Annotated in this window: 19 protein-coding genes; 13 read left to right on the top strand and 6 right to left on the bottom strand. The window is 71.2% G+C overall.

What is annotated here, in order from left to right; genetic code table 11:
* Positions 1-126: 126 nt before the first annotated feature.
* The 4 genes from CFP65_RS06795 to CFP65_RS06780 all read left to right on the top strand — a co-directional run bounded on the left by CFP65_RS06795 (position 127) and on the right by CFP65_RS06780 (position 3,565).
* On the top strand, positions 127-699 hold the full coding sequence (locus CFP65_RS06795; RefSeq protein ID WP_104815234.1) for a DUF3090 domain-containing protein: 573 nt from the start codon (positions 127-129) through the stop codon (positions 697-699).
* Positions 699-1,544: an SCO1664 family protein gene (locus tag CFP65_RS06790; protein ID WP_104815233.1), complete on the top strand. Its 846-nt coding sequence runs from the start codon at positions 699-701 to the stop codon at positions 1,542-1,544. The genes CFP65_RS06795 and CFP65_RS06790 overlap by 1 nt, the downstream gene beginning before the upstream one ends.
* 129 nt (positions 1,545-1,673) lie before the next feature.
* Positions 1,674-2,903: a cysteine--1-D-myo-inosityl 2-amino-2-deoxy-alpha-D-glucopyranoside ligase gene (mshC, locus tag CFP65_RS06785; protein ID WP_104815232.1), complete on the top strand. Its 1,230-nt coding sequence runs from the start codon at positions 1,674-1,676 to the stop codon at positions 2,901-2,903.
* A 272-nt stretch (positions 2,904-3,175) separates the two neighbouring features.
* Positions 3,176-3,565 carry a cupin domain-containing protein gene (locus tag CFP65_RS06780; protein WP_104815231.1) on the top strand — a complete coding sequence of 130 codons (390 nt, stop codon included), beginning with the start codon at positions 3,176-3,178 and terminating at the stop codon, positions 3,563-3,565.
* Between the two features lies 1 nt (position 3,566).
* Here CFP65_RS06780 and CFP65_RS06775 read toward each other — a convergent pair whose 3' ends face one another.
* Positions 3,567-4,178 carry an ABATE domain-containing protein gene (locus CFP65_RS06775; protein ID WP_104815230.1) on the bottom strand — a complete coding sequence of 204 codons (612 nt, stop codon included), beginning with the start codon at positions 4,176-4,178 and terminating at the stop codon, positions 3,567-3,569.
* A gap of 204 nt (positions 4,179-4,382) precedes the next feature.
* On the opposite strand from CFP65_RS06775, the gene CFP65_RS06770 reads away from it, so the two are divergent.
* Positions 4,383-5,240, top strand: coding sequence for a DMT family transporter (locus CFP65_RS06770; protein WP_104815229.1), 858 nt, complete (start codon positions 4,383-4,385; stop codon positions 5,238-5,240).
* 46 nt (positions 5,241-5,286) lie between these two features.
* Complete coding sequence (gene gap, locus CFP65_RS06765) at positions 5,287-6,291, top strand: type I glyceraldehyde-3-phosphate dehydrogenase (protein WP_104815228.1); 1,005 nt, start codon at positions 5,287-5,289, stop codon at positions 6,289-6,291.
* A 92-nt stretch (positions 6,292-6,383) separates the two neighbouring features.
* On the opposite strand, the gene CFP65_RS06760 is transcribed toward gap, so the two are convergent.
* Both CFP65_RS06760 and CFP65_RS06755 read right to left on the bottom strand, forming a co-directional pair.
* Positions 6,384-7,376, bottom strand: coding sequence for a PAC2 family protein (locus CFP65_RS06760; protein WP_104815227.1), 993 nt, complete (start codon positions 7,374-7,376; stop codon positions 6,384-6,386).
* Positions 7,377-7,498: 122 nt separating this feature from the next.
* Positions 7,499-8,290: an SGNH/GDSL hydrolase family protein gene (locus CFP65_RS06755; protein WP_104815226.1), complete on the bottom strand. Its 792-nt coding sequence runs from the start codon at positions 8,288-8,290 to the stop codon at positions 7,499-7,501.
* A 216-nt stretch (positions 8,291-8,506) separates the two neighbouring features.
* Here CFP65_RS06755 and CFP65_RS06750 point away from each other — a divergent pair, with 216 nt between their 5' ends.
* The gene (locus CFP65_RS06750) at positions 8,507-10,672 is read left to right on the top strand and encodes a carbohydrate-binding module family 20 domain-containing protein (RefSeq protein ID WP_104815225.1); all 2,166 of its coding nucleotides are present in this window, start codon (positions 8,507-8,509) and stop codon (positions 10,670-10,672) included.
* A gap of 6 nt (positions 10,673-10,678) precedes the next feature.
* Here the strand turns inward: CFP65_RS06750 and pip are convergent, their stop codons facing one another.
* Positions 10,679-11,641, bottom strand: coding sequence for a prolyl aminopeptidase (pip, locus tag CFP65_RS06745; protein ID WP_104815224.1), 963 nt, complete (start codon positions 11,639-11,641; stop codon positions 10,679-10,681).
* A gap of 173 nt (positions 11,642-11,814) precedes the next feature.
* Here pip and CFP65_RS06740 point away from each other — a divergent pair, with 173 nt between their 5' ends.
* The 5 genes from CFP65_RS06740 (at position 11,815) to CFP65_RS06720 (ending at position 21,965) form a co-directional block, all read left to right on the top strand.
* Positions 11,815-14,586, top strand: coding sequence for a PKD domain-containing protein (locus CFP65_RS06740; protein WP_158702068.1), 2,772 nt, complete (start codon positions 11,815-11,817; stop codon positions 14,584-14,586).
* Between the two features lie 80 nt (positions 14,587-14,666).
* A complete protein-coding gene (locus tag CFP65_RS06735; RefSeq protein WP_104815222.1) occupies positions 14,667-15,203 on the top strand; it encodes a hypothetical protein in 537 nt (178 codons plus the stop codon).
* 513 nt (positions 15,204-15,716) lie between these two features.
* Entirely contained in the window at positions 15,717-19,226 is a 3,510-nt protein-coding gene (metH, locus tag CFP65_RS06730; RefSeq protein ID WP_104815221.1) for a methionine synthase, read from the top strand.
* Between the two features lie 138 nt (positions 19,227-19,364).
* Complete coding sequence (locus CFP65_RS06725; protein ID WP_104815220.1) at positions 19,365-20,069, top strand: HAD family phosphatase; 705 nt, start codon at positions 19,365-19,367, stop codon at positions 20,067-20,069.
* Between the two features lie 285 nt (positions 20,070-20,354).
* Positions 20,355-21,965: an ABC transporter substrate-binding protein gene (locus CFP65_RS06720; protein ID WP_104815219.1), complete on the top strand. Its 1,611-nt coding sequence runs from the start codon at positions 20,355-20,357 to the stop codon at positions 21,963-21,965.
* 69 nt (positions 21,966-22,034) lie between these two features.
* Here CFP65_RS06720 and CFP65_RS06715 read toward each other — a convergent pair whose 3' ends face one another.
* Together CFP65_RS06715 and CFP65_RS06710 are read right to left on the bottom strand one after the other, a co-directional pair.
* Positions 22,035-22,706, bottom strand: coding sequence for a response regulator transcription factor (locus tag CFP65_RS06715; RefSeq protein WP_104815218.1), 672 nt, complete (start codon positions 22,704-22,706; stop codon positions 22,035-22,037).
* Complete coding sequence (locus CFP65_RS06710) at positions 22,703-23,587, bottom strand: RecB family exonuclease (protein ID WP_104815217.1); 885 nt, start codon at positions 23,585-23,587, stop codon at positions 22,703-22,705. The genes CFP65_RS06715 and CFP65_RS06710 overlap by 4 nt, the downstream gene beginning before the upstream one ends.
* 182 nt (positions 23,588-23,769) lie before the next feature.
* On the opposite strand from CFP65_RS06710, the gene CFP65_RS06705 reads away from it, so the two are divergent.
* Complete coding sequence (locus CFP65_RS06705) at positions 23,770-25,011, top strand: site-2 protease family protein (protein ID WP_104815216.1); 1,242 nt, start codon at positions 23,770-23,772, stop codon at positions 25,009-25,011.
* Positions 25,012-25,022 lie beyond the last annotated feature (11 nt).

Here is a 25,022-nt window from a genome sequence, read left to right as displayed (position 1 = left end):
GAATCGAAAACCCGGCCCGTCTAGTTGACACCCCAGGGGAGTGCCCGCACCTGAGGCCCCCGGGCCCCGGCCCAGGCCGTAGGGTGGCAGGTGAGCCCACGATCGATCAGAACCCGGAGCGAGAGCGTGCCCCGTCAGGTCCACTTCTACGACCAGCCCGAGCGGTTCGTGGCCGGTACCGTCGGCCAGCCCGGTGCGCGGGCGTTCTTCCTCCAGGCCAGCTCGCGGGGCCGGATCACCAGCGTGCTGCTCGAGAAGGCCCAGGTGGCGGCCCTCGCCGAGCGGGTCGAGGAGGTGCTGGACGAGGCGCTGCGCCGCAGTGACGGCACCGCCACCATCCCGGTCAGCGCCCCGCCGGAGCTGATCGACACCGCCCCGCTCGACCTGCCGCTGGACGAGGAGTTCCGGGTCGGCACCATGGCCCTGGCCTGGGACAGCGTGGACGAGTGCCTGGTGGTCGAGGCCCAGGCGGTGGTGGAGAGCGAGGAGGACGAGGCGGAGGCCGCCGAGGACGTCTTCGCCGACGAGGAGAACGGCCCGGACATGCTCCGGGTGCGGCTCTCCGGGGCGATGGCCCGGGTCTTCGCCAAGCGCGCCCTCGACCTGGTGGCCGCCGGCCGCAAGCCCTGCCCGTTCTGCAACCTGCCGCTCGACCCGGAGGGCCACCTCTGCCCCCGGGCCAACGGCTACCGGCGTTGATGGAGGCCCAGGCCCCGCCGCAGGTCGACCCGGCGGCCAGCGCCGCCCTCGCCGCCGACCCGGCCGCCGCCCTCGCCCTGCTCGGCGCGGGTGAGCTGACCGTGCACGGCCGCCTCACCGACGCCTCCAACGCGGTGCTCTACTGCACGGTGGCCCTGGACGGCCTCACCGCCCCCTGCGTCTACAAGCCGGTGGCCGGCGAGCGCCCGCTCTGGGACTTCCCGGACGGCACGCTGGCCGGGCGGGAGGTGGCCGCGTACGAGCTGGCCGCCGCCACCGGCTGGGGCCTGGTGCCGCCCACCCTGCTGCGGGAGGGGCCGCACGGGCCCGGCTCGGTGCAGCTCTGGGTGGAGCAGCCCGAGGAGGCGCCCGAGCTGCTGGCGCTGCAGCCGGAGCCCGAGCCGGAGCCGGGCTGGCTGCCGATCGTCCGGGCCGAGGTGGAGGAGGGCCGCACCGCCCTGCTGGTGCACCGGGACGACGAGCGGCTGCGCCGGCTCGCGGTGCTGGACGCGGTGCTCAACAACGCCGACCGCAAGGGCGGCCACTGGATCAGCGCCGCCGACGGGCGGTTGTACGGGATCGACCACGGGGTGACCTTCGCGGTGCCCGGCAAGCTGCGCACCCTGCTCTGGGGCTGGGCCGGCCGGCCGCTCACCGAGGAGGCGCTGGCGGTGCTGGCCGGGCTGGCCGAGGCACTGGCCGGGCCGCTCGGGGCCGCGCTGGCCCCGCACCTGACCGCCGCCGAGATCGAGGCCGCCGCGGCCCGGGTGGCCCGGCTCCGGGAGAGCGGGCGGCACCCGCTGCCGGCGGCTGACTGGCCGTCCATCCCGTGGCCGCCGGTGTGAGACACGCGGGGTGACGGACCGTGGGAATAAACGCGACCGAAACCGACCTGACGTAGTCGAAAACCGATTTCAAGCCGACCCAGCTTAGTAGTTGGCCTTTCAACTCAACGCAAGGTTAGAGTCATTTCCATGCATTCCTGGCCCGCCTCCGAGGTCCCCACCCTGCCTGGTCAGGGGTTTCCCCTCCGCATCCACGACAGCGCCACCGGCGAGGTCCGGGAGGTCGTGCCGCAGGGCGGCACCGCCCGGCTCTACGTCTGCGGCATCACCCCCTACGACGCGACCCACCTGGGCCACGCCGCCACCTACAATGCGTTCGACCTCGTCCAGCGGGTCTGGAAGGACGCCGGGCACGAGGTGCTCTACGTCCAGAACGTGACGGACGTGGACGACCCGCTGCTCGAGCGCGCCGTCGCCACCGGGCAGGACTGGACGGCGCTGGCCGAGCGTGAGACGGCGCTCTTCCGCGAGGACATGACCGCGCTGCGGATCCTGCCGCCGGCCCACTACATCGGGGCCGTCGAGTCGATCCCGTGGATCGTGCCGCTGGTGAAGAAGCTGCTGGCGAGCGGCGCGGCGTACGAGCTGGACGGCGACATCTACTTCTCGGTCGACGCCGAGCCCCGGTTCGGCGAGGTCTCCGGGCTGAGCCGCGAGGCGATGGCCGGCATCTTCGCCGAGCGCGGCGGCGACCCGGAGCGGCCGGGCAAGAAGCACCCGCTGGACGCGCTGCTCTGGCTCGCGGCCCGCCCCGGCGAGCCCGCCTGGGACACCGAGCTCGGCCACGGCCGGCCCGGCTGGCACATCGAGTGCGTGGCGATCGCGCTGAAGTACCTGGGCATGTCCTTCGACATCCAGGGCGGCGGCAGCGACCTCTCCTTCCCGCACCACGAGATGGGCGCCTCGCACGCCCAGGCCGCCACCGGCGACCACCCGTACGCCCGGGCCTACGTGCACGCCGGCATGGTGGCCCTGGACGGGCACAAGATGTCCAAGTCCCGCGGCAACCTGGTCTTCGTCTCGGCGCTGCGCCGCGAGGGCGTCGACCCGGCGGCGATCCGGCTGGCCCTGCTGGCCCACCACTACCGCAGCGACTGGGAGTGGCAGCAGGCCGATCTGGACGCGGCCCTGGAGCGGCTGGCCCGCTGGCGCGCCGCCGTCTCCCGGCCGGACGGCCCGGCGGCGGAGGAGCTGCTGGCCCGGATCCGCACCGCGATGGCCGACGACCTGGACGCTCCGGCGGCGCTGGCCGCCGTGGATGCCTGGGCGGCCCGCCAGGCCGAGACCGGCGGCGAGGACACCGGCGCGCCGGGCCTGGTCTCCCGCGCGGTGGACGCCCTGCTGGGTGTCGCGCTGTAGGACCGATCGAGACGGCGAAGGGGCGCGGGCGACCGCGCCCCTTCGCCGTTCCCGGGTGTGATGCGGCTCCGCCCGAGTGAATCCGCTCTTCCCGAGTGACTGGTGTGACTCAAGTGATCCACGGGGCTGGTGAGGTGACGACCTGACAGCTTCGCCCCCGCTCCATCCTGGCAGGCTGCCCAGTTCGGGGGTCCGGGCGGACACTTGGCGCACAGGCATGTAGTACTCGAGTACAGATTTGTACTGGAGTACCGAGACAGCGGAGGGAACGCATGACCGCGCAACTGCTCGCCGAACTGCAGCCCGTACTGTTCTCCGGCGTCACCGGTGGCACGATCGACCACCAGGAGCTGGAATTCACTCCCGTCACCAGCAACGGGCGGGTCGGGATCGACATGCATGTGCTCTACTCCGCCGACCAGACCGGCCCGAACGGCCCGGCCGCCGCGCTGGTCCGGTACGCCCCGGGGGCGACCGTCGCCCCGCACCGGCACCCCGGGTTCGAGCTGATCCACGTCCTCAGCGGAGTGCTGGTGACGGACGACGGGGTCTACCCGACCAACAGCATGATCGTCATGCCGCCGGAGAGCGTGCACGGTCTGGGCACCGTCGAGGGCTGCCTGCTGCTGGTGGTCTGGGAGCAGCCCGTCGAGCTGGTCTGAGTCACCCGGCGGCCCCGGGCCGACCGGCCTGCGGTGCGTCGTGGGCCGGGTCGTGCACCGGGTGGCGCTCGCGGTAGGCCGCGGCCTTGGCCCGGTTCCCGCAGGCGGCCATGTCGCACCAGCGCCGTGAGCCCCGCCGCGAGCGGTCCAGGTAGAGCCGGGTGCACCGCGGCCCCGCGCACTCCTTGACCGCCCGGCTGCCGGGGGCGCCCCCGGCAGCGGCCGGCTCGGCCAGCAGCTCCACGGCCGAGCGGGCCAGCCAGGCCAGCACCGCCGGGACGGTCCCCGTGCGGTGGAGGGTCCCGTCCGCGAGCAGCTCGACCCGCACGGCCGGACCGTCGGTCGCGGTGTTGAGCAGCTCGCGGTCGGCGGCCGGGTACGGCTCGCCGGCGGCGGCCGCGTGCCCGAGCCGGTAGACGGCCTCGCGCAGGCGGACGGCCTCGGCCAGGTCGGCGGCGCTCGCGCGGGTGGGCGAGTCGACCAGGCCGGCGGCCGCCACCCAGGCGGTCAGTGCCTCCGGGGTGGTGAGCAGATCGGTGGCATCGGTGCGCCGGTGCTGGATGGTGCCGGCGAAGTCCAGAGCGGGGTGGCCGCTGACGAAGACGAACTCCATCTTTCCAGCATAGTCGACATAACCGCATTGACCGGTTGCGTCGTCGCCGTGCAGTCCCTAGCCTTTACGTAACCCCGTTGGACGGTTACGCCGAACGTGAGGATTCCCTCCGTGTCAGTCCAGGATGTGAAAGCGGCCGCAAGGCCCGATACAGCGGTGGCAGCCGCGCCGACGGGTGAGCCCTCTGCCACGACCCCGTTGGGTGTGAACGCTCCCAAATGGGTCACCTCCGCCGTCCCCGCCGTCTTCGTGGTGCTGTGGAGCAGCGCCTTCGTCGCGGCGGTCTTCGGCACCGGGGCGGCGCCGCCACTGCTGCTCACCTTCGCCCGCTTCGGTGTGGCCGGTGTGCTGTTGACGGGCATCGCCCTGGTCTCCCGCTCGCCCTGGCCTCGCGGCCGGATGCTGCTCCATGTCGCCGTGGTCGGTCTGCTCATGCAGGCTGTCCAGTTCGGCTCGTTCTACACCGCCATCGGCCAGGGTCTTCCCGGCGGAGTGGTCGCCCTGGTGCAGGGCTTCAACCCGGTGTTGATCGCGCTGATGGCGGGTGGGGTGCTGGGTGAGCGGATCTCTCGTCGCCAGTGGCTCGGGTTCGGCGTCGGTGCGGTCGGCGTCGGCCTGGCGGTGGTGGGGGAGCTCAGTGTCTCGGTCTCGGCCGTGCTGCTCTGCTTCGTGGGCCTGTTGGGCCTGAGCATCGGCACGATCTACCAGAAGCGGTTCACTCCGACCACCGACGTCCGCAGCAGCACCGCGGTGCACTTCCTGGTGAGCGCACCGGTGGTGGGGCTGCTCTCGACCCTGCTGGAGGACCAGCGCGTCACCGCCTGGGGCCCGTTCGGTGCGGCACTCGCCTGGATCGTGCTGATCAACTCGGTCGGCACCTTCCTGATGCTGAACTGGATGCTGCGCAAGCAGGCCGCAAGCCGGGTGGGGACGCTGTTCTTCCTGACGCCTTCGTGCACCGCGGTGCTCGGATGGCTCATCAACGGCCAGACCCTGAACCCTCTCGTGATCACCGGCCTGGCGCTCGGTGGAGTCGGCGTGATCCTCGCCGTCCGACGCTGAGTCAGGGCCGTCTTCCCGCGTACGCACACGAAACGAAGGAAACGACGTGACAGTCAAGGTAGGCGTCAACGGATTCGGCCGGATCGGCCGGGGCTTCCTGCGCGCGGTACTCCAGCGTGACACCGACCTCGAGATCGTGGCCGTCAACGACCTCACGGATGCGGCCACCCTGGCCCACCTGCTCGCTTACGACACCACCATGGGCCGCCTCGACGTCGAGGTGCACGCGGTCGGCGACGTGATCCACGTGGGCGACCGGCAGATCAAGGTGCTGGCCGAGCGCGACCCGGCCAAGCTGCCCTGGGGCGAGCTGGGCGTGGAGGTGGTGGTCGAGTCGACCGGCATCTTCACCGACGCCAACAAGGCCAAGGCCCACCTGGCGGCGGGCGCCCGCAAGGTGCTGATCTCCGCGCCGGCCAGCAACGAGGACATCACCCTCGCCTGGGGCGTCAACCACGAGGCCTACGACCCCGACGTCCACCACGTCGTCTCCAACGCCTCCTGCACCACCAACTGCCTGGCCCCGCTGGCGAAGGTGCTGCACGACTCCTTCGGCATCGAGGACGGTCTGATGACCACCGTCCACGCGTACACCCAGGACCAGAACCTCCAGGACGGCCCGCACAAGGACCTCCGCCGGGCCCGTGCGGCGGCCACCAACGTGGTGCCGACCTCCACCGGTGCCGCCAAGGCGATCGGCCTGGTGCTCCCCGAGCTCCAGGGCAAGCTCGCGGGCCTGGCCCTGCGGGTGCCGGTGCCGGTGGGCTCGATCACCGACCTCTCGGTCAACCTCAGCCGCGAGGTGACGGTGGCCGAGATCAACGCCGCCTTCGCGGCGGCGGCCAAGGGCGAGCTGGCCGGCGTGCTCAAGTACGTCGAGGCGCCGCTGGTCTCCAGCGACATCGTCGGCGACTCGGCCTCCTGCGTCTTCGACGCGCAGCTGACCACCGTCTCCGGCGGCGGCAAGCACGTGAAGGTGTTCGGCTGGTACGACAACGAGTCGGGCTTCTCGCACCGCGTGGTGGACATCGTCAAGCACATCGCGCAGTAGGCATCGCGCCGCGGTCGCGGACGCGCCGAGGGGTGCGGGCTCCGGCCCGCACCCCTCGGGTGTGTCTGCGCGGTGCGTCTTGCTCGGTGCGCCTACTTCTCCTCGTCCGCCGGGGAGTCGCCCTCGGTGTCGTCGGAGCCGGCGTCCTCCGGTGCCCCGGCGTCCTTGGCCTCGTCCTCCCGGGCGGGCTCGGGGCGTTCGGCCGTGGCGTGGCCCGCGTAGGGCTTCTCGCCGGTCGGGCCGAGGTTGTCCCGCCGGCGCAGGTACCGCTCGAACTCGCGGGCGATCGCGTCGCCGGAGGCCTCGGGCAGCTCGGCGGTGTCCTGGGCCTCCTCCAACTGCTGGACGTACTCGGCGACTTCGCTGTCCTCGGCGGCCAGCTGGTCGACCCCGAGCTGCCAGGCCCGGGAGTCCTCGGTGAGGTCGCCCGGCGGGATGCGCAGGTCGAGCAGGTCCTCCAGCTTGTTGAGCAGGGCCAGGGTGGCCTTCGGGTTCGGCGGCTGGGCCACGTAGTGCGGCACGGCCGCCCAGAGCGTCACGGCCGGCACGCCCGCGTGCGCGCAGGCCTCCTGGAGCACCCCGACGATGCCGGTCGGCCCCTCGTAGCGGCTCTCCTCCAGATCCAGCGTCCGGGCCAGCGCGGCGTCCGAGGTGACCCCGCTGACCGGCACCGGCCGGGTGTGCGGGGTATCCCCGAGCAGCGCGCCCAGGATCACCACCAGCTCCACGCCCAGCTCGTGCGCGAAGCCCAGCAGCTCGTTGCAGAACGAGCGCCAGCGCATGCTCGGCTCGATGCCCCGGACGATCACCAGGTCACGCGGCTTGGGCTCGGTCACCCGCACCACCGACAGCCGGGTGGTCGGCCAGGTGATCCGGCGGACGCCGCCGTCCAGCCACACGGTCGGGCGGTTGACCTGGAAGTCGTAGTAGTCCTCCGCGTCCAGCGCGGCGAAGACCTTGCCACCCCAGGTGTCGTCCAGATGGCTGACCGCCGTCGAGGCGGCGTCGCCCGCGTCGTTCCACCCCTCGAAGGCACAGACCATCACCGGGTCGATCAACTCGGGAACATCTTCCAGCTCGATCACCCAGCGTCTCCCTCCGGTCGGCCGACCAACTGCCGAACCTCTGAACCATGGCTCCTACCTGCCCAGCCTACGGGCTTTGATGCCTGGGCAGCCAAGGGGTTACGCGACCTCAGGGGTCGGCTTCAGCCGAGTGCGGCGGCGACCGAGGGCAGGTACCCGAGCCGGTAGCCCTCGGCGGTGGGGTGGAAGGACTCCCAGAGCGTCAGCAGCACGAACCGGTTGATCCACTCCTGGCCGCCGACCGCGCAGACCCCGTGCCCGGCGAAGGCCGGCCGGGGGTCGGCGAACCGGAAGCCGTGCTGCTCGGCCTGGTGTGCGAGCAGCTCGTCCAGTTGGTCCGTCAGTTCGGCGATCCGGCTGCGGCGCTTCGGGGTGCCGACGGCGCAGTCGGTGCCGGTCTCCAGTACGTGCGGGTACCCGGTCACGGCGACTACGGCGTTCGGCGCGGCGCGGCCGATCGCGGTCAGCGTCCGGTCCAGCCGGTCGGGCAGCTCCTCGGTCAGCCGCCGGGCGCCCTCGTCCAGCGTCCGGTCGCACTTGGCGTCGGTGGTGAACGGCTGGAGGCAGTCCACCACCATGTCGCCGAAGCCGAGGTCGTTGCCGCCGACGGTCACTGAGACCGCCGTCGAATCGCCCGGCAGGCCCGCGAGTTGGCCCTCCCGGACCTCCTGGGTGGTGGCCCCGTAGCAGGCCGCGAACCGGAAGTCCCCGGCCCCGTCCGCCTCCAGCGCCGGGTAGGAGTGCCGCCCCCGGTGGCAGTCCCCGCTGGCCGGGTCGTAGGCCCCGCCGCCCGTCCCGGCGGCGTAGGAGTCGCCGAGCGCGGCGTAGCGGGCCGGCGCGGTGGCGGCGGCCGGGGCGGCCGCGCCGAGGGTCAGGGCGAGCGCGGCGGTGGCGGCGAGCAGGCGGTGGCGCACGGGGGTCTCCGAGGACGGTACGGACCGGAACGACTACGCATGGTAGTAGCTCGACGACGGAGTGTGGCTCATTGCGGCGCCCGATGTTGACGGAGAGTGCAATGGCTTGCAGCAATTTTCCGAAGAAACTTGCGTGATCCCTTGACGGTGCCCGGACCCCGGGCCATCGTCTACACCGCCGTCACGGCCCCCACCCACCCCTGGAGTTGACGACACATGACCCTGCCCCGGCATGCCCGAAGAGCGCTGCTCGCCGCTGCCGCCCTGATCGGCGGCACCCTGCTGCCGCTGACCCTGCAACCCGCCGCGCACGCCGCCGCCACCCCCAACGGCGGCGACGTGATCGCGAACCTCTTCGAGTGGAACTGGCCCTCGGTGGCGAACGAGTGCACCACCGTGCTCGGCCCCAAGGGCTACGGCGCCGTGCAGGTGGCGCCCCCGGAGGACTCGATCCGGCTGGCCGGGGCCCACCCCTGGTGGGAGGTCTACCAGCCGGTCGGCTACGACCTGAACAGCCGGATGGGCACCGAGGCGCAGTTCGCCGCGATGGTCACCGCCTGCCACGCCGCCGGGGTCAAGGTCTACGCCGACACGGTGATCAACCACGCCGCCGGCGCCAACCAGACCAGCACCGACTCCTACGGCGGCGCGAGCTTCGATCCGGCCACCTACAGCTACGGGTCCGCCGGGTACGACCGCTCCAGCTTCCACGACTACCCGGCGAACTGCCCCAACGCGGGCAACGCCATCAACGACTGGAACAGCGTCCAGCAGGTCCAGGAGTGCCAGCTGGTCTCGCTCTCCGACCTCTACACCGAGAAGGACGAGGTCCGGGCGAAGCTGGCCGGCTACCTCGACAGGCTGGTCGGCTACGGTGTGGACGGCTTCCGGGTGGACGCCGCCAAGCACATCGCCCAGGCCGACCTGGCGAACATCCTCTCCCGGGTCTCGAACACCGCCTGGGGCTCGCGGCCGTACGTCTACCAGGAGGTCTTCCCGGGCAGCGGCGGCCAGTTGGCGCCGAGCGCCTTCGAGGGCAACGGCAGCGTGCTCGAATTCACCTACGCCTACAAGCTCAAGGACCAGTTCAACGGCTCGATCGCGGGCCTCAAGTCCTTCGGCCAGAGTTGGGGCCTGGAGCCGAGCGACAAGTCCGCCGTGATGGTGACCAACCACGACCTGGAGCGCAACGGCTCGACCCTCAACTACAAGAGCGGTAGCAAGTACACCCTGGCCACCCTCTTCCAACTCGCCTGGGGCTACGGCACCCCGCAGGTCTACGCCGGCTTCGCCTTCAACGGCTCCGACGACTCGCCCCCGGCCGACGCCAACGGCTACGTCACCGCCACCGACTGCAGCAGCGGCTGGGTCTGCACCGACCGCGACCACGGCGTGGCCAACATGGTCGGCTGGCACAACGCGGCCAAGGGCCAGGCCGTGGCCAACTGGTGGGACAACGGCACCAACGCCATCGCCTTCAGCCGCGGCAGCGCCGCCTGGGTCGCCCTGAACAACGGCACCACCGCCGTCACCTCGACCTTCACCACCGGCCTCACCGCCGGCACCTACTGCGACATCATCCACGGCGACCGCACCACGGCCGGCACCTGCACCGGCCCCACCGTCACCGTCGACCCGACGGGCCAGGCCACCGTCACCGTCAACCCCGGCGACGCCGTGGCCCTCTACGCCACCGGCGCGCCGCCGCCGTCCCCATCCCCCTCGCCTTCCTCCTCCTCTTCCCCTTCCCCGTCCCCTTCCTCTTCGCCCTCCTCCTCTCCCTCCACTTCTCCCTCCACCGGGCAGGTGAACGAGACCTTCCACGAGACCCGCACCACCACCTCCGGCCAGTCCGTCTACCTGACCGGCTCGCTCCCGGCCCTCGGCGGCTGGGACACCGGCAAGGCGATCCCGCTCTCCTCGGCCGGCTACCCGGTCTGGTCGGGCACGGTGAGCCTGCCGGCGGGTACGGCCTTCGAGTACAAGTACGTCCTCAAGGACTCGGCGGGCAACGTCACCTGGGAGCCCGGCGGCAACCACACCGCCACCACCGGCAGCACGGACGCGACCCTCACCGACACCTGGGCCCAGACCGTGGCGGCCACCTTCAACGAGACCCGCACCACGGCCTGGGGCCAGAACGTCTACCTCACCGGTTCACTTCCGGCCCTGGGCACCTGGGACACCGGCAAGGCGATCCCGCTCTCCTCGGCCGGCTACCCGGTCTGGTCGGGCACGGTGAGTCTGCCGGCGGGTACGGTCTTCGAGTACAAGTACGTCCTCAAGGACTCGGCGGGCAACGTCACTTGGGAGTCCGGCGCCAATCGCACGGCGAGCACCCCGAGTTCGGGCACCCTCGCGCTGAACGACAGCTGGAAGTAGCCCGGCTCAGCCCAACCGGTGCTTGAACTCCTCGACCGCGTCGGCAGTGATCCGCCGCATGGCCTCGCTGCCGACGTGCCCGGAGTCCTCGACGATGTTGAGCCGGGCGTCCGGCCAGCGCTTGGCCAGCTCCCAGGCGTTCTGCACCGGGCAGCCCAGGTCGTGCCGACCGTGGCTCAGCACCGCCGGGATCCCGGCCAGCTTGTGGGCATCGCGCAGGAGTTGGTCCGGCTCCAGCCAGGCGCCGTTGCTGAAGATGTGGGCGCAGATCCGGACGAAGGCGATCCGGTCGTCCACCTCCCGGTCGCTGTACACCCCGGGCTTGCCGTTCGGCTCGTTCGAGATGACGGCGTCCTCCCAGGCCAGCCAGTCGGCCGCCGCCTTCACCCGCACCGCCCGGTCCGGGTGCTCCATCAGCCGCGCGTACGCCTTCAGCAGGTCGCCGTCCCGCTCGGCCTCCGGCACCCCCTCCCGGAACCGGTCCCAGGCCTCCGGCTGGAACCGCCCGGCGCCTTCGTACAGCCAGTACAGCTCAGAGGGCCTGGTCAGCATCAGCGCCTGGACCAGGATCGCCGACACCCGCTCCGGGTGCTGCTGCGCGTAGGCCAGGATCAGCGTCGTCCCCCAGGACCCGCCGGCCAGCACCCAGCGCTCCACCCCCAGGTGCTCGCGCAGCCGCTCCATGTCGTCGATCAGGTGCTGCGTGGTGTTGAGGCTCATGTCGGCCGCCGGATCGCTCGCGTGCGGCGTGCTCCGCCCGCAGTTGCGCTGGTCGAACCGGATCAGCCGGTAGTACGCCGGATCCCAGACCCGCATCGGCCCCCGCGAGCCCCCGCTGCCCGGCCCGCCGTGCACACTCAGGGCCGGCTGCCCCTCGGGGTTGCCCAACTGCTCGTAGTAGACCCGGTTGCCGTCGCCGGTCTCGAGGTAGCCACTGTCGTAGGGGTACGTCGGAGGATATTCAGCCATGACCGGCGATCCTATGGCGGCAGTTGACGCGGCGTCGAAAGAATAACGATCGGGTCGTTTCCCGGTGAACGTGGGTGGATGAACTGACATGCGCCCCAAGCCCGTTGGAGAATTGCCCCCGCTTCCGGCGCACGGAGCCGCCGGAACGATCGAGACCGATAACGGGGGTCATCGTGCGTCTCAGACGGTTAGCCTGCCTCGCCGCGGTCGGGAGCCTCGCGCTCACCGTCCAACTGCCGGGCCCGGCGGTGGCGGAGGCCACCACGATCTACGTGAACAACGACAGCGCCGCCCACTGCAGCGACTCCGGGGCCGGCACCCAGAGCCAGCCGTACTGCACCCTCCAGTCCGCCGCCGACGCGGTCCAGCCGGGCCAGACCGTCCAGGTGGCGCCCGGGGGCTACAGCGGGTACGGCCTCCGGATCAGCCATTCGGGTACGCCGGACAAGCCGATCGTCTTCCAGGGCAGCACGCTGAGCCCGGGGTCCTCCGACCTGGCTCGCATCGACGCGGACCGCTTGACGCTCGACGGCGTGCAGGACGTGCGGATCGCCGGATTCCAGATCTCGGCCTACCTCGGCGTGGTGGTGAACGGCACCACCCGCGTCACCCTGGACCGCAACGACCTCACCGTCTCGACCGTCGAGGTCGGCGGCACGGCCAAGACCACCACGATCAGCCGGAACCGTAGCTCGGTCAACACCGACTCCTACGCGGTGACGGTGGACGCGGGTGCCACCGGGACGGTGGTGAGCACCAACGCGCTCGTCAACCAGACCGGCGGTGGGCTGCAGGTCACCGATGCGCCCGGCACCGTGGTGACCGGCAACACCGTCAACACCGGGTGCGCGGTGGCCGTCGGCCTCTTCGGCGCCTCCGCGAACTCCGTGGTGGAGAACAACGTCCTCGCCGCGGACGGCAACCAGCGGCAGAGCCAGCCCAGCTGCGCCACCCTCTCCACCGAGTTGGCGGTCTCGACGGCCTCGGCCCCAGGGACCAAGGCCGACTACAACCTCACGTTCCCGCCGAAGGGTGAACCGTCCTACCTCTGGGCCGGCCGGGCCTACGCCACCGCCGGGGCGTTCGCCCAAGGCGTGCCGGGCCAGGCCGCCCACGAGCTGACGGCCGACCCGCTGGCCCAGCAGTGGGTCAACACGCCCTCGGAGGGCTCGCCGGTGATCGACTCGGCGGATGCCGCCGCGCCGGGCGAGGTGGACACCGACGTCCTGGGCTACCACCGGGTGAACGATCCGCTGGTGGCCGACACCGGGACCGGCAACGGCAGTCACGACCGTGGCGCCTACGAGGTCACCCCGGCCGATCAGCGCCTCGGCCTCCAGGCGACGCCCAACGCGGTGCCGGCCGGCGAGACGTCCAGCCTGTCGATCGCCGGTGGAGCGCTCAAGGGCTGGGGCAGCCAGGTGAGTTACCACTACGTGTTCGGCGACGGCGGCTCGACGGACACCTCCGAGGAGTCGGCGTCGCACACCTACGCCACCATCGGCAACTACACGGCCTCGGTCAGTCTCAGGATGTCCAACGGCGATTCCAGCGGCGAGGGCGACACCTCGGTGTACGTCACCCAGCTCCGTCCGCTGAACCCCTACCTCAGCGTCACCCCGGGCGACCACGGGCTCGTCTACTCGGCGCAGGCAGGCGGGGACACGCCGTGGACGGTCACGGACGCCGCGATCGACTTCGGAGACGGCACCCCGGGCTGCCAGCACTGGTGCGACCACGCCTTCCACCAGGAGGGCGACTACACCGTGACGGCGAGGATCCGCGACGCGGGCGGCCGCTCCGGCACCGTGCAGCAGCAACTGCACGTCAGCTACCAGCCGGCGGCGTACCGGCCGCTGACGCCCACCCGCGTGCTGGACACCCGGCTGGACCACACCACCCTGCACGCCGGCGGCACCCTCAGCCTCCAGCTGCCGGGCATCTACACCGGGCCGGGTCAGGCTCCGAAGATGCCGCCCACCTACACGGCCGAGGCGGCGGTGCTCAACGTGACCGCGGTCTCGAGGACCGCTTCGGGCTATCTCACGGTCTACCCGGGCAAGACCGACCGGCCGACCACCTCGAACGTCAACTTCACGACGGGGCAGGCCGTGCCGAACCTGGTGACGGTCCCGATCGGGGCCGACGGCACCGTCCAGGTGTACAACGCCTTCGGCGACACCGACGTGGTGGTGGACCTGGAAGGGCTCTACACCCCGCACCTCGAACTCGGCAAGCGGTTCACCGCCGAGGCGCCCGCCCGTCTGCTCGACACGCGGCCGTCCGACTCCCTCGGCCCCGGTGGGGAGACCTCGATCCCGATCCGGGGGCGCAACGGCGTGCCGAGCGACGCCACGGCCGTGGTGCTCAACGTGACCGCCACCCAGCCGGACGCCGCCGGGTACTTCACCGTCTACCCCTCCGGGGGCACCCGGCCCGGTACCTCCAACCTCAACTTCACGGTCGGGCAGACCGTGGCCAACCAGGTGATCGTGCCGATCGGTGGCGACGGCAGCGTCCGGCTCTACAACTTCACCGGCCACGCCCACGCGGTGGTCGACCTGTTCGGCTACTACGGCCCGGGCGGTGAATCGCTGCTCCAGCCCACCACCCCGCGCCGACTGCTCGACACCCGCATAGCCGCCACCCGTCGGAGCCTGGCCCTCGGCCCCGGCGCCACCACCACCGTGGCCACCGGCGCCCCGGCCGGCAGCACCGGTGCCGTCCTGAACGTCACCGCCACCGCCCCGACCACCCCCGGCTACCTGACCGTCTGGGCGGCCGGCCAGCCCCGCCCCGGGACCAGCAACCTCAACTTCCTGGCCGGCCAGACCGTCCCGAACCACGTCACCACCCCGCTCGACAGCAGCGGCGCCTTCGAGATCTACAACTTCAACGGCAGCACCCAGGTGGTAGCCGACCTCTTCGGCTACTTCCTGAAGTAACCACCACCCCGCCCACCCCGGCGCCCCTCCCGACCAGGAGGGGCGCCGCTCCCGTGCGAAGCCGGAGCCACCCACCTCCCATGTCCACCGTCCGCGGCACCCTCTTCCACACCGCCGTCGCCGCCCCGCGCGGCGACCAGTTGCTCCCGCTCGCCGGTCTGCGCGAGCTTCACCCCGACCTCTACGAGCGCCACCTGGTCAAGTACCGGGGCCGCGAGCACCGCCTCGCCGAACGAGTCCTTCCGCTCGACTGCACCTGGTCCGAGGTGGTCTTCCTCTCCCCGCTCGACGCCGCACCGCTCTTCGCCGCCCTGCGCGAGGCCGGCCGCCCGGCTGCCACCCCGCAACAGTGGACCCTGGACGCCGGCCTGTTGGACCCGGCCCGCTGCTGCGTCCGCCTGATGCGGATGACCCGCGGCGCCCAGACCGCCGACCCCGGCGGCCCCGACGACTACCTCCCGCTCACGACCGCAACCCTTCGCGCCGTGGCCGAACCCACTGCCCGCGCCCTCGACCGCCTCCGCACCCTCACCCCGGCCGAACCCGCCCGCCCCTGGGGCGACGTCCCCCACATCCTCCACCGAGGTCCGATCCCGCTCCGGTACTTCGACCGTTGAGGTCGGTACTTCCGGTCTCGAGGTGCAACTCCTCGGGGCGACCTGGTCGCTCAGCCAGGTCTGCGCCCGTCGTGCCCCTGGAGGTCGTGCACCCGCCCGTCCGGGCGAGCCGCTGCGTCAACGCGGTGAGGTCGGCCTCCCCCCTGCGCCTGGCGGCCCGGGCGTGGCCCAGCCGGACAGCATCCCGACCCCGGGCCCCGACCTCCGCTGAGGGCGTGCCCGGGTACGCGAGGCGCAGTACGAGGGCCGTCGAGAGCGGTCCAGCATGAGCAAAGCCAATGCGCACACGGGCGACACCACCAGCACCGCCACCTGCGGCGTTGCCACCGGTCGGCCAAGCAGCGGCGCATTCGCGCCAGTGCTTTCCGCATTCCGCGCGCTCATCCATGGAGGAAAACGCCCAGGATACGGAACACGCTCGGATCCGGCGGGTCGAAACGGATACGCTGACCTGGTGCGCCTCCGCAATGGGAGGCCGCATAGCCGACAGCCGTCGCACACAGGGAGCGCCTCATGGCCACACTTGTCCCCTCGTCCGCTCAGCAGGACCGCGCGAACGCTCTGCGCGAAGCCCTCGCCACCCGGGTGGTGGTGGCCGACGGTGCGATGGGCACCATGCTCCAGGCGCAGGATCCGTCGATGGAGGACTTCCAGCAGCTGGAGGGCTGCAACGAGATCCTGAACGTGACCCGGCCCGACATCGTGCGCTCCGTCCACGACGCGTATTTCGCGGTGGGCGTGGACTGTGTGGAGACCAATACCTTCGGCGCGAATTTCGCGGCGTTGGGTGAGTACGACATTCCGGGCCGGATCGTCGAGCTCTCCGAGGCGGGAGCTCGGATCGCCCGCGAGGCCGCCGACGCCTTCACCGCCACCGACGGCCGGACCCGCTGGGTGCTCGGCTCGATCGGCCCCGGCACCAAGCTGCCGACCCTGGGCCACGCCCCGTACGAGGTGCTCCGGGACGGCTTCCAGCAGAACGCGGCCGGCCTGATCGCCGGTGGCGCCGACGCGCTGCTGGTGGAGACCAGCCAGGACCTGCTGCAGACCAAGGCCGCCGTGCTCGGCTCGAAGGCCGCGCTCGCGGAGGCCGGCCTGGACCTGCCGGTGCTGGTCCAGGTGACGGTGGAGACGACCGGCACGATGCTGCTGGGTTCGGAGATCGGTGCGGCGCTGACGGCGCTGGAGCCGCTGGGCGTGGACTTCATCGGGCTGAACTGCGCGACCGGTCCGGCCGAGATGAGCGAGCACCTGCGCTACCTCGCCAAGAACGCCAAGGTCGGCCTCTCCTGCATGCCCAACGCCGGTCTCCCGGTGCTGGGCAAGAACGGCGCTCACTACCCCCTCAGCCCGGCCGAGCTGGCCGAGGCCCACGACACCTTCACCCGCGAGTACGGCCTCAACCTGGTCGGCGGATGCTGCGGTACGACGCCGGAGCACCTGCGCGCGGTGGTCGATCGTGTCCAGGGCCGTCCGGTCACGGTCCGCGACCCGCGTCCGGAGTCGGCGGCCTCCTCGCTGTACCAGTCGGTGCCGTTCCGGCAGGACACCTCGTACCTGGCGATCGGTGAGCGGACGAACGCGAACGGGTCGAAGAAGTTCCGTGAGTCGATGCTGGCGGGTGACTGGCAGGCGTGTGTGGAGATCGCCCGCGACCAGATCCGCGAGGGCGCGCACCTGTTGGACCTCTGTGTGGACTACGTCGGTCGCGACGGTGTCGAGGATATGCGGGAGGTGGCCGGCCGGCTGGCCACCGCCTCCACGCTGCCGATCGTGCTGGACTCGACCGAGCCCGCGGTGCTGCGGGCCGGGTTGGAGAAGCTCGGCGGGCGTGCGGTGCTGAACTCGGTGAACTACGAGGACGGCAACGAGCCGGGTTCGCGGTTCGCGGTGATCGCCGGTCTGGCGCGGGAGCACGGTGCCGGGCTGATCGCGCTGACCATCGACGAGGAGGGCCAGGCCCGCACCGCCGAGAAGAAGGTGGAGATCGCCGAGCGGCTGATCACCGAGCTGACCGAGGACTACGGCATCGACGAGGGCTCGATCCTGGTCGACTGCCTGGCCTTCACCCTCGGCACCGGGCAGGAGGAGTCCCGCCGGGACGGCATCGAGACGATCGAGGCGATCCGCGAGCTGAAGCGCCGTCACCCGCGGGTGCAGACGACGCTGGGTCTGTCGAACATCTCGTTCGGTCTCTCGCCGGCGGCCCGTCAGGTCATCAACTCGGTGTTCCTGAACGAGTGTGTCGAGGCCGGGCTGGATTCGGCGATCGTGCACGCGGCGAAGATCCTGCCGATGAACCGCATTCCGGAGGAGCAGCGGGAGGTGGCGCTGGATCTGGTGTATGACCGGCGTCGTGAGGGTTATGACCCGTTGCAGAGGCTGCTGCAGTTGTTCGAGGGTGTGAGCATGGCGTCCTCGGCGGCGTCGAAGGCGCAGGAGTTGGCGGCGCTGCCGCTGGAGGAGCGTCTGCAGCGGCGGATCATCGACGGTGAGCGGGGCGGCCTGGAGCCGGACCTCGACGAGGCGCTGGCGACTCGTCCGGCGCTGGACATCGTCAACACCACGCTGCTGGCGGGCATGAAGGTGGTCGGTGAGCTGTTCGGCTCCGGCCAGATGCAGCTGCCGTTCGTGCTGCAGTCCGCCGAGGTCATGAAGACCGCCGTCGCCTACCTCGAACCGCACATGGAGAAGTCCGACGACGAGGGCAAGGGCACGATCGTGCTGGCCACCGTCAAGGGTGACGTGCACGACATCGGCAAGAACCTGGTCGACATCATCCTCTCCAACAACGGCTACACCGTCGTCAACCTCGGCATCAAGCAGCCCGTCTCCGCGATCCTGGACGCCGCCGTGGAGCACAACGCCGACGTGATCGGCATGTCCGGCCTCCTCGTGAAGTCGACCGTCATCATGAAGGAGAACCTCCAGGAGCTGAACCAGCGCCAGATGGCCGCCGACTACCCGGTCATCCTGGGCGGCGCCGCCCTCACCCGCGCCTACGTGGAGCAGGACCTGCACGAGATCTACGAGGGCGAGGTTCGCTACGCCCGCGACGCGTTCGAGGGCCTGCGCCTGATGGACGCGCTGATCGCGGTCAAGCGCGGTGTCCCGGGCGCGACCCTGCCGGAGCTGCGCCAGCGGCGGCACGCCCGTACCGAGGTGGTGGAGCCGGAGCCGGAGGTGAACCTCGGTCAGATCCGGTCGGATGTGTCTGTGGACAACCGGGTGCCGGAGCCGCCGTTCTGGGGGGACCGGATCGTCAAGGGTGTGCCGTTCGCGGATTACGCGTCCTGGCTGGACGAGGACGCGCTGTTCAAGGGGCAGTGGGGTCTGAAGGCGTCCCGGGCCGGCGACGGGCCCTCGTACGAGGAGCTGGTGGAGACGGAGGGGCGGCCTCGGCTGCGGATGTGGCTGGACCGGTTGCAGACCGAGGGCTGGCTCGAGGCGGCGGTGGTCTACGGGTACTTCCCGGCGGCGTCCAAGGGCGACGATCTGATCGTCTACGCGCAGGACGGTGCGGAGCGCACCCGGTTCACCTTCCCGCGTCAGCGGCGTGGGCGTCGGCTCTGTCTGGCGGACTTCTTCCGGCCGGAGGAGTCGGGGCAGAAGGACGTCCTCGGGCTCCAGGTGGTCACGATGGGCAACCGGATCTCGGAGGCCGCCAACGAGCTGTTCGCCGCCAACGCCTACCGGGACTACCTCGAGCTGCACGGCCTGTCGGTCCAACTGGCCGAGGCGCTGGCGGAGTTCTGGCACGCGCGGGTCCGCTACGAGCTGGGCTTCGGGGGCGAGGACCCGCAGGACGTGCGGGACATGTTCCAGCTGAAGTACCGGGGTGCGCGGTTCTCGCTCGGGTACGGGGCCTGCCCGGAGCTGGAGGACCGGGCGAAGATCGCGGAGTTGCTGCGGCCGGAGCGGATCGGGGTGGTGCTGTCGGAGGAGTTCCAGTTGCACCCGGAGCAGTCCACGGACGCGATCGTGATCCACCACCCCGAGGCGAAGTACTTCAACGCGAGGTAACTGGGCGGTTGCGTCACGTTCGGCATTTTCGGGTGATTCGGGCGTATCCTTGATGATCCCCAATCGGGCCGGTCCGCAGACCAGCGGACCGGCCTGTGCCATCTCCGGGGACGGCCCGAACGGGAAGGACCCAGCAGTATGACGACCATCTCGACCCCCTCCGGCAGCCTCGACCGGGCGGACGGCGGCGGACTCCAGGCGGTGCTGCTCGACATGGACGGCACGCTGGTCGACACCGAGGACTTCTGGTGGCGGGCGGAGGCCACGCTCTTCGCCGAGCTGGGGCACCCGCTGGACGAGGCGGACCGGGCCCACGTGGTGGGCGGGCCGATGACCCGGGTGATCGACTACCTGGTGGAGCGGACCGGGGTGGAGCTGAGCCAGGCCGAGCTGACGGTGCTGATCAACCAGCGGTTCGTGGACCTGCTGGCGGACGGGGTGCCGCTGATGCCGGGGGCCGAGCGGCTGCTGAACACGCTGGACGCCCACGGCATCCCGGCCGCGCTGGTCTCGGCCTCGCACCGGCACATCATCGACCTGGTGCTGCGCAGCCTGGGGGCCGAGCACTTCGCCTTCACGGTGGCCGGCGACGAGGTGGCCCGCACCAAGCCGCACCCGGACCCGTACCTGCTGGCCGCCGCCCGGCTGGGCGCCGAGCCGGCCCGCTGCGTGGTGGTGGAGGACGCCCCGACCGGTGTGCGGGCGGCCGAGGCGGCGGGCTGCCCGGTGATCGCGGTGCCCTCGGTGGCGAGGATCGAGCCGGGCCCCGGGCGGCTGGTGCTGTCCTCGCTGGAGCTGGTCGATCTTGACTTGCTCAGGTCACTGGTAACGGTCCGAGTGTGATGTTGGTCTCCTTCTCCGGTCCGGATGCTGCCGGACTGCGGCCCGACGGCGACGGGCTGTACTCGCGATAGGGGAGAAACCGGACATCGGCTGACAAGTCGTCGGGCTGTTCTGACCGAGGGATCGTCGGATCATCACGGAGCGTACGAACGAGGGATTTTCGTACGTGTTCGATGTGGCACGCTACATCCGATCAGTCCCCCTACGACGCCGCCCCACCCCAGGCGGAGTCCCGGCGGCAGCCACCGGCACCCCCGGTCCGCACGGAGAAGGAACGTATTCCGCATGACTTCAGCCAACCGTCTGGCCGTGCTCAGCTGTGCCGCCCTGGTCGCCTCCACGGCCGCGGGCTGCGCCTCGGCCACCAAGGTCGTCACCGGTGGCGGCTCCGACAGCGCGATCACCATGGGCACCACCAACGTCACCAAGGTGCTCGACCCGGCGGGCACCTATGACGCCGGTTCCTGGATGGTCCTCAACAACACCTTCCAGTCGCTGCTGAAGTTCCCCTCCGGCGCCACCGTGCCGCAGCCGGACGCCGCCCAGGGCTGCGCGTTCACCGGCGCGGACACGCTGACCTACACCTGCACCCTGAAGAGCGGGCAGAAGTTCTCCAACGGTCACCCGATGACCGCCGAGGACGTGGTCTTCTCGATCGACCGGATGCTGAAGATCAACGACCCGAGCGGCCCGGCGGCCCTGCTCTCCACCATCAAGTCGGTGCAGGCCAAGGGCGACGCCGAGGTGACCTTCCACCTCAAGACCCCGGACGCGGTGCTCCCGGCCAAGCTGGCCTCGGCGGCCGGCTCGATCGTCGACCACGCCGTCTTCCCGGCCGACAAGCTGCTGCCGAACGACAAGGTGGTCGGCTCCGGCCTGTACAAGATCGACTCGATCGACGACATGGCGGGCGCCAAGGCGGGTGTCCCCGGCAAGATCACCTTCTCGGCCAACTCGCAGTACACCGGCGACGAGAAGATGCAGAACAACAAGTTCGTGCTCCGCTTCTACGACGACGGCGAGAAGCTGAAGTCGGCCCTGGACAGCGGCGAGATCGACCTCACCGACAACAACAGCCTGGACCCGGCCGTGGCCACCAAGCTGCGCGACGACGAGGCCGCCGGCAAGAGCACCACCAAGGTCTCCGAGGGCGACAGCGCCGAGGTCAGCTTCCTGGTGTTCAACACCAAGGACAGCGTCACCGGCAACCCGGCGGTCCGTCAGGCGATAGCCCAGGTGCTGGACCGCCAGGCCCTGGTGCGGAACGTGTTCGAGCACTCCGTCCAGCCGCTCTACTCCGTCGTCCCGGCCGGCATCGCGGGCCACAACACGGCCTTCTTCGACAAGTACGGCGAGCCGGACGTCAACAAGGCCAAGAAGATCCTCACCAGCGCCCACGTCTCGCTGCCGGTGAAGCTCAGCCTCACCTGGTCGCGCGCCCGGGCCGGCGATCAGCAGATGGCCGAGATCAAGAAGCAGCTGGAGGCCAGCGGCCTGTTCCAGGTCGACATCCAGAAGGAGTCGGACTGGTCCGCCTTCCAGAAGGGCTGGCAGGACGGCAAGTACCAGATGTACGCGGCCCGCTGGGTGCCCGACTACGTGGACGCGGACGACTACATCACCCCGCTGGCGGTCGGCGGCGGCGCGTACCACAACGGCTACGACGACCCGCGGATCAGCCAGCAGCTGGTGCCGGACGGCATCAAGCAGACCGACCGCACCGCCGGTGGCGTCTACGCCCAGATCCAGAACATCCTGGCGGACGCCGTGCCGCTGCTCCCGCTCTACCAGAACAAGGCGTTCTACGCCTCGAAGGCCGAGATCACCGGTGTCACCAACACCGTCGACACCTCGGGCATCTTCCGCTTCTGGGAGATCGGTCGCACCAAGAAGTGACGCGCACCAAGAAGTGACCTGAGCGCGCGAGAGGGGCCCCACCGTCCGGTGGGGCCCCTCTCGCGTGTCCTACAGCGCGCCCGGCCGCACCAGGCCGCTCTCGTAGGCGTAGACGGCGGCCTGCACCCTGTCGCGGAGTTCGAGCTTGGTGAGCACGTGGCCCACGTGGGTCTTGACCGTGGTCTCGCTGACGAAGAGCTCGGCGGCGATCTCCGCGTTGGACAGGCCGCGGGCCACCAGCTTGAGCACCTCCACCTCGCGCTCGGTGAGCGAGGTGAGCGCCTGCGGCGGGGCCTCCTCGCCGGAGGGGAGCTTGGTGGCGTACATGTCGAGCAGGCGGCGGGTGATGCTCGGGGCGAGCATCGCGGCGCCGTCGGCCACCACCCGGATCGCCTGCACCAGCTCGTCGGCCGGCACGTCCTTGAGCAGGAAGCCGCTGGCCCCGGCGCGCAGCGCCTCGACCACGTACTCGTCCAGGTCGAAGGTGGTCAGCACCAGCACCTTGGCCGGGCCGTCCCGGCCCGGGCCGGCGATCCGGCGGGTGGCCTCGACGCCGTCCATCCGGGGCATCCGGATGTCCATCAGCACCACGTCCGGCTGGAGCGCCCGGACCTGCTCCAGCGCCTGCTGGCCGTCCCCGGCCTCGCCGACCACCACCAGGTCGTGCTCGGCCTCCAGGATCATCCGGAAGCCGGTGCGCAGCAGTGGCTGGTCGTCGACCAGCAGCACTCGGATCGTCAACCTACGACTCCTTCGTCATCTGCAGTCTGCTGCCCCGGCAGGGGCAGGGGGTACGGCGGCGGGGTGCCGCCGAACTCCGGGCAGCTGGACTGGTGGTCGCACCAGTCGCAGAGCCGGTTCTTCGTCGCGGGGAAGTCACCGGTGGCGACCGCCTTGGTGATGGTCTCCCAGAGCGCCTTGAGCTTGCGCTCGGTGGCCAGCAGATCGGCCTCGTCCGGGTCGTAGGTGACCACGTCACCGCCGCCGCCCAGGTAGACCAGCTGGAGCCGCCTGGGGATGACGCCCTTGAGTCGCCACACCACCAGGGCGTAGAACTTCATCTGGAACATCGCCTTGCCCTCGAAGTCCCGCGAGGGTGCCCGGCCGGTCTTGTAGTCGACCAGGCGCACCTCGCCGGTCGGGGCGACGTCGACCCGGTCGATGTAGCCGCGCAGCAGCAGGCCGGAGTCCAGCACCGTCTCCACGTAGAGCTCGCGCTCCACCGGGTGCAGCCGGGTCGGGTCCTCCAGCTTGAACCACTGGCCGACCAGCTTCTCGGCGTCGCGCAGCCACTTGGCCACCGCCGTGCCGTCCTCGTCCCCGGGGCTCTGCTCATCGTTCCCGGGGAACAGCTCGGCCAGGACGGGCTTCTCGGCGAGCATCCGCTCCCACTGCGGGCGCAGCAGCTCCAAGGCCCGCTCGGGGGTGCGCTCGCCGGGTTCGTGGTCGAAGAGCCGTTCCAGCACCGCGTGCACCAGGGTGCCCCGGGTGGCCGCCGCGCTCGGCGGCTCGGGCAGCCGGTCGATCACCCGCAGCCGGTAGAGCAGTGGGCAGGTCATGAAGTCACCCGCCCGGGAGGGCGAGAGGCCGGTCGGGGCCGCGGTGAGGGGCTGGTTCTGCATACCCCGACCCTATGGGACCGGCGGGCGCTCCCGGTAACGATGCCTTACAGAGACCACAGGGCCGGTGGGGCATGCTCGGTGCATCCGGGTAAGACTCCGGTAGGGCGAGCCCCGTACGGCCGCCCCGATCAATTAGCGTGGGCGGCAGTGCGGGGGCGTCCGACCAGGAGACAGGGGCCACGGTGAGCGAGACCAGGGGGCAGCGGGCCAAGGCCGAGCCCGGCGGTGGCGGGGCCGAGCGGCCGAGCGGGATCCTGATGGGCCGGCCCTTCGGGGTGCCGGTGTACGTCACGCCGTCCTGGTTCGTGATCGCCGCCCTGATCACCTGGCTGTTCGGCGGCCAGCTGGCCGACGTGCTGCCCGAGCTCGGTGGCACCCGGTACCTGGTGTCGCTCTCCTTCGCGATCGCCTTCTACGCCTCCGTGCTGGTGCACGAGCTGGCGCACACCGTGGTGGCGCTGCGCTACCGACTGGGGGTGCGGCGGATCCAGCTCCAGTTCTTCGGCGGCGTCTCCGAGATCGAGAAGGAGGCCGAGACCCCGGCCCGGGAGTTCTGGCTGGCCTTCGTCGGGCCGCTGCTCTCGCTGCTGCTCGGCGGGGTCTTCTACCTCGCCCTGCTCGCGGTGGAGCCCGCCACCGTGCCCGGGGTGCTGCTGGCCGGGCTGATGGTCTCCAACCTCGTGGTGGCCGCCTTCAACCTGCTGCCCGGCATGCCGCTGGACGGCGGCCGGATGCTGCGCGCGGTGGTCTGGGGCCTGACCGGCCGTCCGATGGCCGGCACGGTGGCCGCCGCCTGGGCCGGCCGGGTGCTGGCCCTGGTGGTGCTGTTCGGCCTGCCGATGGTCTCGGCGGCCCGCGGCGGGGTCGACCGCTCCACCACCGACAGCCTGATCGACGGGGTGCTCTCCGCCGTGCTGGCCGTGATCATCTGGAACGGCGCCTCCGGCAGCCTGCGCAACGCGCGGCTGCGCGAGGCGCTGCCCGCCCTGCAGCTGCGCGAGCTGGCCCGCCGGGCCGTCGAGGTGCCCGCCGACACCCCCCTCGGCGAGGCGCTGCGCCGGGCCCAGGAGGCCGAGGCCGGCGCCCTGGTGGTGGTGGACGGCGCGGGGGAGCCCACCGCCCTGGTCAAGGAGGCCTCGGTCACCGCCGTCCCGCAGCACCGCCGCCCCTGGGTGGCCGTCGGCGCCCTGGCCCGCGGCCTGGAGCCGGGCCTGCGGCTCGACCTGGAGCTGACCGGCGAGCAACTGCTGACCGCCCTGCGCACCACCCCGGCCAGCGAGTACCTGGTGGTCCGGCCGGACGGCTCGGTCTACGGCGTCCTGGCCCTGGCCGACCTGGAGCGCCGCCTCAACGCGGCCGTCTCCGGCCGCCCGCAGCCCAAGCCGCCGGGCTCCGCCGCCCAGGGGCCCGCAGCCCAGCCCTAGGGCCGCTGGTC

The organism is Kitasatospora sp. MMS16-BH015 (genome assembly GCF_002943525.1).
Taxonomy (GTDB): domain Bacteria; phylum Actinomycetota; class Actinomycetes; order Streptomycetales; family Streptomycetaceae; genus Kitasatospora.
The sequence above is the reverse complement of the archived record's forward strand: the minus strand, read 5'-3'. Positions and strand labels throughout refer to the sequence as shown.